Annotated in this window: 11 protein-coding genes; 1 reads left to right on the top strand and 10 read right to left on the bottom strand. The window is 64.9% G+C overall.

Annotation, left to right across the window (positions count from 1 at the left end; translation table 11 throughout):
• Window positions 1-79 precede the first annotated feature (79 nt).
• From C266_RS20665 to C266_RS20645, 5 genes are all read right to left on the bottom strand, one after another.
• Window positions 80-781: an ABC transporter ATP-binding protein gene (locus C266_RS20665; protein ID WP_010806703.1), complete on the bottom strand. Its 702-nt coding sequence runs from the start codon at window positions 779-781 to the stop codon at window positions 80-82.
• Window positions 778-1,554: an ABC transporter ATP-binding protein gene (locus C266_RS20660; RefSeq protein ID WP_010806702.1), complete on the bottom strand. Its 777-nt coding sequence runs from the start codon at window positions 1,552-1,554 to the stop codon at window positions 778-780. The genes C266_RS20665 and C266_RS20660 overlap by 4 nt, the downstream gene beginning before the upstream one ends.
• A complete protein-coding gene (locus C266_RS20655; protein WP_010806701.1) occupies window positions 1,551-2,540 on the bottom strand; it encodes a branched-chain amino acid ABC transporter permease in 990 nt (329 codons plus the stop codon). Before C266_RS20655 ends, C266_RS20660 begins: the two co-directional genes overlap by 4 nt.
• Window positions 2,540-3,397: a branched-chain amino acid ABC transporter permease gene (locus tag C266_RS20650; protein WP_010806700.1), complete on the bottom strand. Its 858-nt coding sequence runs from the start codon at window positions 3,395-3,397 to the stop codon at window positions 2,540-2,542. The genes C266_RS20655 and C266_RS20650 overlap by 1 nt, the downstream gene beginning before the upstream one ends.
• Before the next feature lie 140 nt (window positions 3,398-3,537).
• A complete protein-coding gene (locus C266_RS20645) occupies window positions 3,538-4,743 on the bottom strand; it encodes an ABC transporter substrate-binding protein (protein WP_010806699.1) in 1,206 nt (401 codons plus the stop codon).
• Between the two features lie 273 nt (window positions 4,744-5,016).
• Here C266_RS20645 and C266_RS20640 point away from each other — a divergent pair, with 273 nt between their 5' ends.
• A complete protein-coding gene (locus tag C266_RS20640) occupies window positions 5,017-6,027 on the top strand; it encodes a FadR/GntR family transcriptional regulator (protein ID WP_010806698.1) in 1,011 nt (336 codons plus the stop codon).
• A gap of 14 nt (window positions 6,028-6,041) precedes the next feature.
• Here the strand turns inward: C266_RS20640 and C266_RS20635 are convergent, their stop codons facing one another.
• The 5 genes from C266_RS20635 to C266_RS20615 form a co-directional block, all read right to left on the bottom strand.
• Window positions 6,042-6,287, bottom strand: coding sequence for an agmatine deiminase family protein (locus C266_RS20635; RefSeq protein ID WP_010806697.1), 246 nt, complete (start codon window positions 6,285-6,287; stop codon window positions 6,042-6,044).
• A gap of 63 nt (window positions 6,288-6,350) precedes the next feature.
• Window positions 6,351-6,920, bottom strand: coding sequence for a molybdopterin-dependent oxidoreductase (locus tag C266_RS20630; RefSeq protein WP_010806696.1), 570 nt, complete (start codon window positions 6,918-6,920; stop codon window positions 6,351-6,353).
• A 134-nt stretch (window positions 6,921-7,054) separates the two neighbouring features.
• Window positions 7,055-10,816, bottom strand: a complete 3,762-nt coding sequence (locus C266_RS20625) for a BTAD domain-containing putative transcriptional regulator (protein ID WP_010806695.1) — start codon at window positions 10,814-10,816, stop codon at window positions 7,055-7,057.
• A 335-nt stretch (window positions 10,817-11,151) separates the two neighbouring features.
• Complete coding sequence (locus tag C266_RS20620) at window positions 11,152-12,108, bottom strand: aliphatic sulfonate ABC transporter substrate-binding protein (protein ID WP_036663938.1); 957 nt, start codon at window positions 12,106-12,108, stop codon at window positions 11,152-11,154.
• 443 nt (window positions 12,109-12,551) lie between these two features.
• A complete protein-coding gene (locus tag C266_RS20615; RefSeq protein WP_010806693.1) occupies window positions 12,552-13,112 on the bottom strand; it encodes a periplasmic heavy metal sensor in 561 nt (186 codons plus the stop codon).
• Window positions 13,113-13,288 lie beyond the last annotated feature (176 nt).

The raw sequence follows: 13,288 nt of genomic DNA, 5'->3' as shown, positions 1-13,288 counted from the left end.
GATGACGCATGCGTTGGCAGAACGGCGCGCTCGCCTAGCGGCTTGACGACGCGCGCCGGGGGAATGCGGGACGCGCGGATCACGCCACGCCCACGCCGAGATAACGGTCCTTGACGACCTCGTCGGCGAGAAACGCGGCGTTGTCCGCGCCATACACGATGACGCCCTGCTCGACGATGTAGTGCCGGTCGGCGAGTTGCGTGCAGACTTCCAGATTCTGTTCGACGAGCAGGATGGCCACGCCCGCCTGCTTGATGAGCTTCAACTGCGCCACGATCTCTTCGACGATCACGGGGGCGAGGCCCTCGACCGGCTCGTCGAGCATGAGCAGGCGCGGATGATTCATCAACGCGCGGCCGATCGCGAGCATCTGCTGTTCGCCGCCGGAGAGTTGCGCACCGCCATTCTTGCGACGTTCCTGCAGGCGCGGAAAGATGCGGTAGATGTCGGCAAGCTGCCACGGCGAATCGCGCCGCGCGCCGAGCTTGAGATTCTCTTCGACGGTGAGCAGCTTGAAGATGCCCCGATGCTCGGGCACGAAACACACGCCCTTTGCCGCGATGCGGTGCGCGGGCTGCCCGGCGACGGGCTTGCCCAGAAACGAGATGCTGCCGGCCTTGGGCGTGACCACGCCGGCGATGGTCTTCAGCGTAGTCGACTTGCCCGCGCCATTGCGGCCCAGGAGCGTAACGAGTTCGCCGTCGCCGACGCTCAGCGACACGCCTTGCAGGATGTGGCTCTTGCCGTAATAGCTGTGAATGCCTGCGACGTCGAGAATCATGCGCGGCCTCCGGTAATCATGTTGCCGAGATAGGCGGCGCGCACGCGATCGTCGGCGCGAATGGCGTCCGGCTTGCCCTCGACCAGTACGCGGCCTTGTTGCATGACGGTGATCGTGTCGGAGATGTCCATCACGATGTTCATGTTGTGTTCGATGAGCACCACGGTGTGATCGTCGCGCAGGCCGCGGATGAGTTGCTTCATGTCGTCGAGATCGTCGATGCCCATGCCGGACGTCGGCTCGTCGAGAAAGATGGCCTTGGGACGCGCCGCCAGCGCCATGCCGACTTCGAGGCGGCGTTGCTGCCCGTGCGAGAGCGCCCCCGCCGCAGTGTCGGCGTGACGCGTGAGGGCGAGCCGCGTGAGCACGTCGTCAACGACGCTGGCGCAGGCGCGCGGGCCGTCGGCCTTGCGCCAGCACGAGAGCGCATGGCGCGGCGTGACACCCAGCGCAGCCAGTCGCAGGTTCTCGCGCACCGACAGGTTCTGGAACAGCGCCGTCACCTGAAACGAGCGGGCGATGCCGCGTTGCACACGCCGGTAATCGGCTTCGGTCGTCACGTCGTGACCGTCGAACAGGATGCGCCCGCCTGAGACAGGCACGGTGCCGGTGAGCATGTGGAACAGCGTGGTCTTGCCTGCGCCGTTCGGGCCGATGACGGAATGCACCGTGCGCGGGGCCACGCGCAGATCCACGCCATGCAGCGCCGTGAACTTGCCGTAGCGTTTGACGATGCCGCTGGCTTCAATAAGCACGTTAGGCGCGCCGCTCATGTCGCATCTCCTTGCGTATCCAGTTTGCCGTTGGCGTCGCGGCGTTTGCCGGTGATGCGGTACCACAGCGATTCCCCCACGCCCCACAGGCCGCGATGCATGAACAAGCTCACGGCGATGAGCAGCAGGCCGAGCAACAACAGCCAGCGCGGCCAGAGCGTGGAGAGCCAGTCGGCGGCGAGTACGTAGAACGCTGCGCCCAGCACCGAAGCGAACAGATTGCCCGTGCCGCCGATCACCGTCATCACCAGGATCATTTCGCTCGTGTGGTATTCGATGTTGGACAGCGGCGCGATACCCGTCATCAGCGCATGCAAGGCACCGGCGAGCGCCGTGACGGCGCCCGAGATGGCGAACGCCACGAGCTTGAACGTCTTCACGTGATAACCGATGGCGGCGGCGCGGGTTTCGTTGTCGCGAATGGCGAGCAGCGTGCGGCCGAACACCGAATCGGCTACGCGCAACAGTGCCGCGAAGACGATCAGGAAGATGACGGCGACGAAGGTGTAGTACTGCCACGGCGTCTCGAGCGGGATGAGTGTCTTGCCGCCGATAGCCAGCGACTTGCGCGGGATGTCGAGCAGCCCGTTGTCGCCGCCGGTCCAGTCCGTCGCGGTGTAGGCGAGGAAGTAGAACATCTGCGCGCACGCGAGCGTGAGCATCACGAAGTAGGTGCCCTTCTGGCGGATCGCGAAGCTGCCGACGACGGCCGCGATCACCGCGCCCAGCACGATCGATGTGACGACGGCGAGCGGCATGGGCAACGCCGTGCGTGTGAGCATGATGCCCAGCGTGTAGCTGCCCAGGCCGAAGAAGATGCCCTGACCGAACGAGAGCAGGCCGGTATAGCCGAGCAGCAGATTGCAGCCGAGCACGGCGAGCGCGTAGACGAGGACTTCGGTCGCGAGCGTGCCCGACGACAGCGTGACCGGCAGGATCAGTGTGACAGCGGCGGCGAGCAGCCAAAAACGGTAACGTACCAGCATCATCCCCTCCCGAGCAGGCCGTGCGGACGCATGAGCAGCACGGCTGCCATCGCCACATAAATCATCAGTCGTGCGCCTTCCGGCCAGATCGTGCTCATCAGACTCTGCACGATGCCGATGACGAGACCGCCCACGAGCGCGCCGGCGAAACTGCCCATGCCGCCGATAACGACCACCACGAAGGCAATGCCCAGCGCTTCGATACCCATGAACGGTTCGACGCCGCGCACCGGTGCGGCCAGCACGCCAGCAAGCGCAGCCGTGCCCGCACCAAGCGCGAAGGCGAGACTGAACACCCGGAACACATTGATGCCGAGCAGCGACACCATCTCGGACGACTCGCTGCCCGCGCGCACCGCACTGCCCAGACGCGTGCCTTCGAGCAGCCACCAGAGCACGGCGGCGAAGACTGCGGTGAAGCCGATGAGAAAGAGCCGGTATTTCGGATAGATGAAACTGCCCCACATCACCACGCCGTCGAGTACCTCGGGCACGGCGACGTTATCGCCCAGCGGCCCCCACACGATGATGACCAGTTCCTGCACAACCAGTGCGAGGCCGACCGTGACGAGGATATGGAATTCGTGCGCCTTCTCGTAGATATGCGAGAGCAGCACCTTCTCGGCGATCCACGCGAGCGCGCCCACGACGATCGGACAGACGATCAGCGCGAGCCAGAACGACAGCCCCCATTGCAACGCCTGATAGCAGAAATAGGCACCGAGCAGATAGAAGGCGCCGTGCGCGAAGTTCACGAAGCGCAGCAGGCCGAAGATGATCGATAACCCGACGGCGAGCAGGAAGTACAACATCCCGATCCCGACGCCATTGATGACTTGCAGCAAATAGACGTTCATGCGCGTCCCGGAGAGCTTGAGTGGACGTGGAGCACCGTGCGCCGCCCGGCTTTCGCCGCGCGGCGCAGACGACACATGCGGGGACGGCAAGGCGTCCCCGCGAGCGACACTTCAGACAGCGATGGCGTTGCGCGGCTTCGTCAGGCCATCTTGCACTCGGTCTTGTCGAGTGGCAGGAACGATTTCCCGGCGCTGACGATGTCGGCGTAGTCGTCGGGATTCTTCATCTTCGACTTGGGCTTGCCCTTGAGCAGATAGTAGTTCTTGAGCACCTGATGGTCGCCCTTGCGGATTTCCTCCGGACCGGTGAGACCGTCGTACTTCATGCCTTCCATCGCAGCGATGACCGCCTTCGGATCAGCACTGCCCGCCTTGACCATGGCGTCGAGCATGAGCTTGGTGCAGATGTAAGAGCCCGCGAGGCTGTAGTTCGGGTTCTGCTTGAAGCGGTCCTGCGTGCGTTTGACGAGATCGAGATTCAGCGGCGAGGCCACGGCGTGCCAGTACTGCGCGCCGAAGTACACACCGTCGCACAGATCGGCGCCGAGTGTCTCGAACTGTTCCAGGCCCGACGCCCACGCCATCAGGATCGTGCAGTTTTTCTTCATACCGAAGCTCACCGCCTGACGCAGTGTGTCGGACGATTGCGAGCCGAAGTTCAGGATCAGCAGCACGTCGGGCTTGGCGGCAGCCGCGTTCGTGAGATAGCCCGAGAACTCTTTCTCCGTGAGCGAGTGATAGCTATTGCCCACGTGCTCGATGCCCTTCTCCTTGAAGATGTTCTTCGCGGCAGTGAGCAGGCCTTCGCCGAACACGTATTGCGGCGTGATCGTGTACCAGCGCTTGGCCTTGGGCATCGATTCGATGAGCGGACGCACCGTTTGCTCGATGGCGCCAAAGGTCGGCACCGACCAGCGGAACGTGGCGCTGTTGCAATCCTTGCCCGTGATTTCGTCGGCACCGGCCGTGGTGATGAAGATGCCGCCGGCCTTCTCGGCTTCCTTGCCCATCGCCAGCGCCTCGGACGACAGAATGCCGCCGGCGAAGAAGCGCGCGCCCTTCTGCTGTGCGATTTCCTGCACACGGCGGATGGCCGTGGCGGGTTTTCCCTCGGTGTCGAGTGTGGTGTAGGCGAGCGGGCGGCCCAGCACTTTGCCGTACTGCTCGACGATGAGCTTCATGCCGAGATCGGCGAATTTGCCGTTGGCGGCGAACGGCCCGGACATCGGCACCGGACATGCCAATTGAATGGCGCCGGTGCTTTGCGCGAACACGTCGCGAGCGGTGAATAGGGAGCCAGGCAGAGACGCCGCAGCGGCGAGCTTCAACAGTTCACGACGATTCAATTGGGTCTCCAGCAAAGAGAGCAATCGTTCATGGGGTGCCAACGTGCAGCGCGTGACACGCCGACCGGCCGCAGACCTGAAAAAATAGATCCGGGGCAGCGACCTGACGGTAACGACTTGCAACGTCCGGGGCCTTATCCCTATCCGTCATATTTATAATGATAAATAGGATGGATTTGATCGTAGGTATAATGCTTTGGAGTGTCAATCGGAAAAAATTCCGAGGCGGCACCGTCGGAAATTCGTGTGAACAAGACCTTTTTGAGGCGCTACATGGCATTGGATGCGCAAATGGTGCGAGAGCCGTTGGAAATCAAACAGCAAAAACGCGGCGATCTCGTTGCCGAAGCCATCAAGCGCCTGATTACCGAGGGCAATCTGTTGCCCGGCGATCGTTTGCCGCGGGAAGTGGAGCTGCAGCAGATGTTCGGGGTGTCGAAGAGCACCATTCGCGAAGCGCTCAAGTCGCTCGAAGTGCAGGGGCTCATCAAGGTGAGCACGGGGCCGTCGGGCGGTGGCATGGTAGTGGAGGTGCCGCTCGAGCGCACGTTCCAGCTCATGCAGAACTATCTCTTCTTCAAGGAAGTGAGCATCGACGACATCTATACGGTGCGTCAGTTGCTCGAACCGGAGCTGGCTGCCGGTGCCGTGCCGCATCTGACCGAGGCCGACTTCGAAGCGCTGGAGCAAAACATGGCGTGTTGCAGCCCGGCGTCGCACGATCGCCGCGAATTGCTGCGTCAGCGTCAGGCCGATGTCGACTTTCACGACATTCTCGCGGCCGCCAATCCCAACAGTTTTTTGCGTTTCACCTGCGAACTCGTCAACGAGATGATTCGCCAGTTGATCGTGTTCGGCAACGAGACGCCGCGCCGCGAGCATGAGAAGTTCGGCACGGCGAACGTCAACATTCATCGCGAGATTACCGATGCGGCGCGCGCAGGCGACGCCGAGCGCGTGCGCGAACTCATGCATTTCCATATGCAGGAGGCGCGCACCTATATCAAACGGATGAACGGGAAGCTGCGCGGCCGCCTGATTCTCGATTCGGATATCGCCGATATGCAGCAGCGCGTGCGCTCCCAGCTTGGGGCTGGTGCGCCGCAGATACCGCGTCGCAAGTCTGCGGCGGTGAAGATGTCGCCGGAAGCCACCACCGTGCCGCCGAAGCGGGCGGTGCGTAAGGCGGCAGGCGAGGGGGCGGTTCTTGCGAAGACTGCCGGCAAGTCGCAGGCGAAGCCGAAGACGGCGGCCCCGCGCAAGCGTCGTGTGGTGTCGAGTTAAGACGGCCTGATGGCTCAGGGCCGCGCGGCGGCCGGTTGTTGCTGCGTGCAACAGTGAATGCCGCCGCCGCGCCGGGCAATCCCGCGAAGCGGCAACTGCACGACGTGTCTGTCGGGGAATGCCTGTTTCACGATGTCGTGCGCATGCGCATCGGCCGCAGGATCGCCGAACGACGCCATGACAACCCCCTCGGGAGGCATGCGCCAGCGGCCGATGGCGTTCTTGCCTGTCGAGTCTGAATTGCGATGAGATGCCGTCATGGTTCGCGTCACCGTGAGAAGCGTGCCACCAGTGTCGGTGGCGCACGGTCGCTGCGAAGGGGCTCAGCGCGTGAGCGGATCGGCCAGATGGACGAAGAGCCGCTTGAGGGCTCGTACCTGGCGTAGCGCCACGCGCAGGTCGCACGTTGAAATTAGGCCGATGCCTCCTTCGTCGTCGCCAAGCGGGAGGCCGTCGCGTTCATAGACGACGAGCGTGCCGATACCCACCGGCGTGTTGTACAGCTCGTGCCACGAGAACAGGACGGTGTAGCCGTCTGCCCCTTGCGCCAATACGAACGCCCGCGTGAAATCGCGCGCTTGCGGCAGATGCAGCCGTGCGACGTCGAGCAGCGCGGTCAGCCGCACGCCTTTGTAATCGCTCGCACTTCGCACTTTCCGGCCAGACAGACAGACGACGTCGAGCGGCCCGGTCAGTTGCGTCGGCAGACGCATGAGCGAACAGAGATCGAACGAGTGATGGCGACTGACGCAGCCGGAGACGACGACTTCGCGCGAGACGAGCGGGGCAGGGGCCGCGTGTACGGCGCTCACCCGCGTGAACGGCGCGTTGCTGGCGGTCGGGCGACTGTCCGGCGAAGGGCCGGACGGCATACGCATGGGGTCGATGGGCATGTCGGATGGGTTGGGGGCACCGGTCGCTTCAATATAGCGGCCGGGCCTCCGGCGGACATACGACGTGCCTGATAGCGCCTATTCGCAGGGCCTGAGCGGGCCCCGCGCCGGCAACGGCTTGCCGGTGCGCGCGGTCAACTTCCGTAGCGGGCGGTGCGGCGTGCGGGCTGCGGCGCCGACATGTTGGCAATCAGGGTGCGTGCCTCCTGTACGTCGGCAAGCGTCTCGCCGCCTTCGAGCGCGTCGAGCGCCTCGCGCAGTACCCGCACCCGATCGTCGTCGCCTGGCGCGTTGCCCCCACTCAGGCGCAACAGGCTGAGCGTCGCACGCAAGATGAGCGACGGCGACGCCTGCGCCTGTGCGATCTGCAAGGCTTGTTCCAGCCAAGGGCGCACCGCGTCGTCGGGATGATGTCCGGCGCGCAGGAAGTCGCCCTTCTGACGCAGGAATTCAGCTTGCCAATGGGCGTCGCTGCGGCGCGCCGCCACGTGGGCACCGCGCTCGGCCGCATGCAGCCCGAGCGCGATGTCGCCCGTTCCCGCGCATGCTTCCACGAGCAGACCGAAGAATATGCCTTCGACGCCACCCATGATCTCGCTCAGACGGCCCACGCTGTCGGTAATGCGCTCGAGACCGTTCACGTCGCCGCGAGAGGCGAGTGCCCAGCCACGAATCGTCTGTCCGGCGAGCGCCCAGAGAGCCACGCCCGCCTCCGTCGCCACTTCGGTCGCCTCGCTCGCCAGTGCCTCGGCAGACGCCACTTCACGACGCAAGCGTCGCAACATCGCCGCAAACACCAGCGCAAACGAGAAGGAGTACCGACGGCCTTGCTGACGTCCCATCGCCAGCGCTTCCTCACTGGCGGCGATCGACGCGTCGTGACGTCCGGTGAACCAGTACGCCCACGAGAGGAACGACAGTCCGGTGATGCGGGCGTCCTCGCCGAGCCCCGTGTCGGCGTGTTCGGGCCGGTAATGCGCGAGCCCGGTTTCCAGCGCCGTTACCGCACCGTTGAAGTCGCCGTAGCAGCACAGGCTGTTGCCCAGCGCGTAGTACGCGTGCGCGAGCAACGGCCCGGTATCGGCCTGTTCGGCGATGAGGATGAGTTTGCGGGCGAGGTCGATGCTTCGATCGAAGTCGCTCCACGAACTGGAGCCGAGCCACAGCCCCCAGTAGACAGGGAACAGCGCGATGTCGTCGCCCATCGGCTGCGCGAGCGCGAGCGCCGTTTCGAAATTGTGACGCGCAGGCTCCGAGCCATAACCATGCAGCGAGACGAGCGGCACGCCGAGCGCCATGCGCAATTGCAATTCCTGCTGCGCGGTCTGGGCGTTGGCGCCCGTCTGCCGCAAGACATCCAGTGCGCTTTGATAGTGCGCGCACGCTTCACGGAATGCCTGGCGCCCCGTCGCGAATTCGCCTGCAAGACGGTAGTGCTCGATGGCCGCCTGCGGCTCGTCGGCCTGACGGAAATGCCAGGCAAGCACTTCGGGCTCGGTCTGCACGGCCGACGCGTCGTGCTCGCGCATGGCGAGCGCGATCCGGCGGTGCGCATCCTGGCGGCGTTCCTGCGGCTGCGCATCGTAGGCGGCCTTGTGCAGCAGCGCGTGACGGAAGACGTAGCGGCCACTGTCCTGACGTTGCACGAGGGCGCAGGCAACGAGCGTGTCGAGCGCGCGCTCGACGAGCGCCATCGAACGTCCGCTTGCGACGGCGAGTACGTCGGCCTGAAACTCCGGGCCGAGGCACGACGCAAAGTGAGCCACTGGCTTCGCGCTGCCGGCGGCGTCGATGCGCGCCATCATCAATTCCTGAAGGCTGGCCGGCATTGGCATGGCGCCGACCGGACCGCGTCCGCCTTGCTGTGCGGCGGTAGCCCGCGCCAGCTCTTGCAGGAACAACGGTACCCCTTCGGCGAGATGCACGATGCGCTCGCGCATGGCCGCTGGCAGCGCCACGCGTGGCGTCGCCGCGCGCACGATGGAGGCGGCGGCGCCCGCATCGAGCGGCGCCAGGTCGATGCGGCACAAGCTCACCGTGTGATGCCATGGCAGCTCGAATTCGGGGCGCGCGCATACGACCAACAGACGGCCGCGCGGCGGATTTTCCGCCATGAGCGCGAGCAATTCCTGCGTGGACGGATCGGTCCAGTGGGCGTCGTCGAGCATCAGCACACCGCCGTCGGGTAGCAGCGCGGCGAGCAGGGCGGGGGCTTCGTCGAGCACGACCTGCTTCCACGCGTGCGGCACGTTGCCGTCGGCGTGCATGTCGAACAGCGCTCGCAGGCGCCGATGCGCGAGCAGGGCGGGTTGCGGGAGTTGCGAGGCGTCGGCTGCGGACTGCGTGCGCAGCCAGCGGGCAATCGGATGGAACGGCGTGCCCGCGCCGTCTTGTGCGCAGGCCAGATCGATCGCGCGCAGGCCGCGCGTTTCGATGAAATGACGCACCAGCGCCGTCTTGCCGATACCGGCCTCGCCGATCACCAGCGCGAGCGTGCCCTGACCGGTAGCGGCGTCGCGCATGGCCGCGTGTGCACGGGCGAGTTCGGCCAGCGCCGCATCGCGGCCGAAGAGCATGGCCGCACGCCGGCGCGAGCGGCGCTCCGGGGTGGGGTCGGGATTGACCCGAAACACCGGGATATCTCGATTCGCATGGCGCTCGCGCACACTGCCATGGGGCGTGGTCGCGATGGCGACACCGATGAGGCGCTGCGTGGCATCGCAGATCACCACTTCGCCGGGCAGCGCCATGTCGGCCAACTGCGTTGCGGAGCGTGAGACGCGCCCGCCGGTGTCGGGGCTGTCGTCGGCGACCGAACTGATGACGAGTCCGGTGTGAACGCCCACACCGATGCCCACGCGTGCGGTGCTTGCCTGCACGCAGCGCATGGCGGCTTCGACGGCGTGGCGTCCGGCGCCTTCCAGTGCGGTGGGATATCCGAAATAGCCGAGCAGGCCGCCGGTTGGCGTGCGCATCGTGTAGCCCCACGACTGACGCAGGATCGTTTCACATTGCACGAGTGGCGGGCGCATCACACCCACGAGTTGATCGGGATCGTCGATGCCGTTGGGCGCGAATTCGATGGCCACGACCGTCAATTGGCGGCGCTCGGGCCCCGTGGCGCGCTGTTCCATTCGCGCGGGTGGTGTTTCCAGCAACTGCGTGAGCGCCGCGCCGGGCGTCTCATCAAGTTCTTCGCGCAGGATGTCGCACAAGCGGCGGTATTCGGTTTCGGCCTCGTCGCGACGTCCCGCGCGCAGCAGCAGTGCAAGCAGGCACTGCCAGCACGATTCGTCGAACGGGGCGAGCGCCACGAGCTGTCGTGCGTGAGCGAGTGCCTGATCGAGATCGCCCAGACGGGCGTAGCCGTCGGCGAGCAGTCGTTCGCCGAAGACGCGCCGGCGCTGGTATTCGTCGCGTTGCAACTCGATCCATTGCTCGAGATCGGGCGTGTCGCGTACCGACAGGCCGTGCAGGAAAGGCCCCTGGTAAAGGGCGACGGCATCGGCCAGATGTTGGAGATGCGCCGCCAGATCCAGACCCGTGACGCCGTCGAGCGTGCGATCGGCCTGCTCGATCATGTTCGCGAAGACGTGGGCGTCGATCCACAGGCCCGTCTCGGGACGCAAGCGCACGACTTGGCGATCCGATTCGAAGAGTTCGTCGCCGAGCGTGTCGCGCAGGTGAAAGAGCATGCGCTTGAGTTTGTCGCGACCGCCCTGGCCGTCTTCATCCGGCCAGAAGAGGTCGGCGAGTGCGCCGCGTGTGTGATAGCCCGGTTGAAGCGCGAGATAGGCCAACAGCCCGCGCGCTTTCGTGTATTTCACGGCGCATGCCTGTTTGCCTTTTTCGACCCGCATCGGTCCGAGCAGGTAGAGCGATCTGGTGACTTGCATTATCCCTGGACGGCGAATAGGCAACACCGGCGCACACTTTTACGTGTTGCACCGGTGTGCGAATTTCATGATGTCGTCGAACCAGACCGACGTTTCCGGAAGGCAGCGAGGGGCTGCCGTCGGCGCCGAGTCGGCAATCTGGCGAGACGCCAAGGCCGTTCCGGGGGGGCTCCGGCCGAATGCTTCAGGTATTACATACTGAAGTATAAACACGTGTATGAATTCCGTTGGGAATACCTGAGAAATTCACACGATATTGTGGGAATTACGCCATGGCGACGCTTTCCTGACCGAACTATCAGTTTTGCTAGGTATTGCGCCGCGTGTCGCAGCGCTCAGGCCGGCGGTTGCCAGAAGGTGGCATCGGCGGCGTCGACCCGTCTGGGCAGCAGACCCGCTTGCGTGAAGGCGTCGGCAATGCGCTGCTGCTCGGCGATGGCGTCGCGCACCACCGGTTGCACGTCGTAGCTGCGGCGCCTGTTGGCGGCTTCGACCGTGGCGGTATCCAGTCCCCAGAGGGGGGCGAGCTGCGCTGCGGCATCGCGCGGGTTAGCACGTACCCACTGACCTGTCTCGCGCAATGTCCGGTAAACCTCGCGCAGCACGGCGTCGTGATCGCGGGCAAACGCGGGGGTCGCGAGGTAGTAGCGTTGATAGCCCGCGAGCCCGCGCGCGCTCGTCAGCGTGCGCACCTTGTCTTGACGCTCGATGCCCGCCAGGAAGGGGTCCCACGTCACCCAGGCGTCGACGTTGCCACTGGCGAACGCCGCGCGTGCGTCCGCGGGCGTGAGGTAGGCCGGCTGCACGTCGTTGATACGCAGACTTACGCTTTGTAACGCCGCGATCAGCAGGTAATGCACACCTGCGCCCTTGGTCACGGCAATGCGCTTGCCCTTGAGATCCGCGAGCGTCTTGATCGGCGAGTTTTGCGGCACCAGAATCGCTTCGGCATCCGGCGAGGGCGTCTCGCGCGCGACATAGGCGATGCGCGCGCCCGCGGCCTGTGCGAACACCGGCACCGTATCGGCCACGTCGGCCGAAAAATCGATGCTCCCGACGTTGAGCGCCTCGAGCAGCGGTAGCCCGCTCGTGAACTCGTGCCACGTGAGCGTGACGTTGTGCGGCGCGAGCGCGTGCGCCAGCGTGCCGCGTGCCTTGGCCAGCACGATGAGCGTCGACGACTTCTGATAGCCAATGCGCAGTGTGAGCGGCGAGGTGGCCGCACGGGCATCGTCACCGAGTGTCAATGCGCTCGCGGCACCGAAGACATGCACGGCGCCCCCCGCGAACATCGCCGTCCCTGCGCGCTGAAGAAAGCGGCGGCGCTGAGGATATGGCGGTGCCGTTTCGGAGACGCGATGCGTTTGGGCGGGCAGGAGGCAATCGATCTGACGGGACATGGCGAAGCGAGAGTGCTGAAAGTCGTGACAACGCGGCGAAAGCGCCGGGCATGCAAGGCAAGTGATTCCTTCTTGTATCGCGATGCCAGCCGCTCGCGCCAATAAGCGATTCGTCTTTGCATAGCGAGGCCGCCGTCATATCGATATGACGCAAGCCGGATCGCCAATATCGCCAGCCGAAACCCGCGCAGTCGACGCCTGGGTCGACGGACTCGCGCCGGCGGGCATGCTCGCGTTAATAAAAAACGCCCGGCCCTGCACGACGGCAGGGGGCGGGCGTCTCACGATATGCCGGGCAGTCGAGCGCCGGCGGCGCCGGCCTCGTATTTACGCGGTTATTGCGCCTGACCGGCCGGCGCTTGCATCGCCGGCGCACCCATGGGCATCTGGCCGCGATGCTGCATCGCCTTGTCGTGCCAGGTCTTCATCCTGGACCAGCGCGCCTTGACGGCGTTGCTCACGAGGATCTTCTGATCGTTGTTCAGCCCGTTGTAGACGTTCAGCCAGGCATCTTCCGTTTGGCTGTGAAGCTGACGGTTCTGATCGAATACCTTTTCGCGTGCGGCGCGCATGCCGGCCAGATCGAGCACTTGCTGATCCTTCGCCTGCTCGATCATCTGATGGAACTGTTCGCCATTCTTGCGCATGGCGTCGTGGTTCTGCTTCGACGTGTTCACGGCCTGCTGCCAGGCTTGTTCCTGCTGCGCGTTGAGCTTGAGCTGATCGTGCAGCTTGCGAATGTCGCCGAGCCCCCAGGGACCGTGATCGCCGCGCATCTGGTGCATGGCGGCATGCGGACCCGTGGCCGGCGCGGTGGCGTCTGCGGCATGGGCGACGCCGAACATCGAGGTGGCGACGAGGATTGCCGACGCGGCGGCGATCTTCAGTTTGCGCATGGTGTTGACTCCTGTTGATACTGCCGGAATTGGCAGTTTCAGAGTACGCCATCGCCACGCGGAACAAGTTGCAAAGTGCAACCGCTGTATTACCCGACGTTACCGGCGCCCGCGTATGCAATACGCCGAAACGACTCGGCCCGCGCCTGCCGCCCATCGATAGGGGCGGCAGGCGC

Source organism: Pandoraea sp. SD6-2 (assembly GCF_000389825.1).
In the GTDB taxonomy this organism is placed as follows: domain Bacteria; phylum Pseudomonadota; class Gammaproteobacteria; order Burkholderiales; family Burkholderiaceae; genus Pandoraea; species Pandoraea communis.
Note: the sequence above shows the minus strand (reverse complement) of the source record. Positions and strands in the feature narration are given on the sequence as shown.

Bases quoted from the DNA above. Each gene is read 5' to 3' on its own strand.
- C266_RS20665 (WP_010806703.1), bottom strand. From the start codon at position 781: ATGATTCTCGACGTCGCAGGCATTCACAGCTATTACGGCAAGAGCCAC.
- C266_RS20615 (WP_010806693.1), bottom strand. From the start codon at position 13,112: ATGCGCAAACTGAAGATCGCCGCCGCGTCGGCAATCCTCGTCGCCACC.
- C266_RS20625 (WP_010806695.1), bottom strand. From the start codon at position 10,816: ATGCAAGTCACCAGATCGCTCTACCTGCTCGGACCGATGCGGGTCGAA.
- C266_RS20655 (WP_010806701.1), bottom strand. From the start codon at position 2,540: ATGCTGGTACGTTACCGTTTTTGGCTGCTCGCCGCCGCTGTCACACTG.
- C266_RS20620 (WP_036663938.1), bottom strand. From the start codon at position 12,108: ATGTTCGCGGGGGGCGCCGTGCATGTCTTCGGTGCCGCGAGCGCATTG.
- C266_RS20630 (WP_010806696.1), bottom strand. From the start codon at position 6,920: ATGCCCATCGACCCCATGCGTATGCCGTCCGGCCCTTCGCCGGACAGT.
- C266_RS20650 (WP_010806700.1), bottom strand. From the start codon at position 3,397: ATGAACGTCTATTTGCTGCAAGTCATCAATGGCGTCGGGATCGGGATG.
- C266_RS20660 (WP_010806702.1), bottom strand. From the start codon at position 1,554: ATGAGCGGCGCGCCTAACGTGCTTATTGAAGCCAGCGGCATCGTCAAA.
- C266_RS20640 (WP_010806698.1), top strand. From the start codon at position 5,017: ATGGCATTGGATGCGCAAATGGTGCGAGAGCCGTTGGAAATCAAACAG.
- C266_RS20635 (WP_010806697.1), bottom strand. From the start codon at position 6,287: ATGACGGCATCTCATCGCAATTCAGACTCGACAGGCAAGAACGCCATC.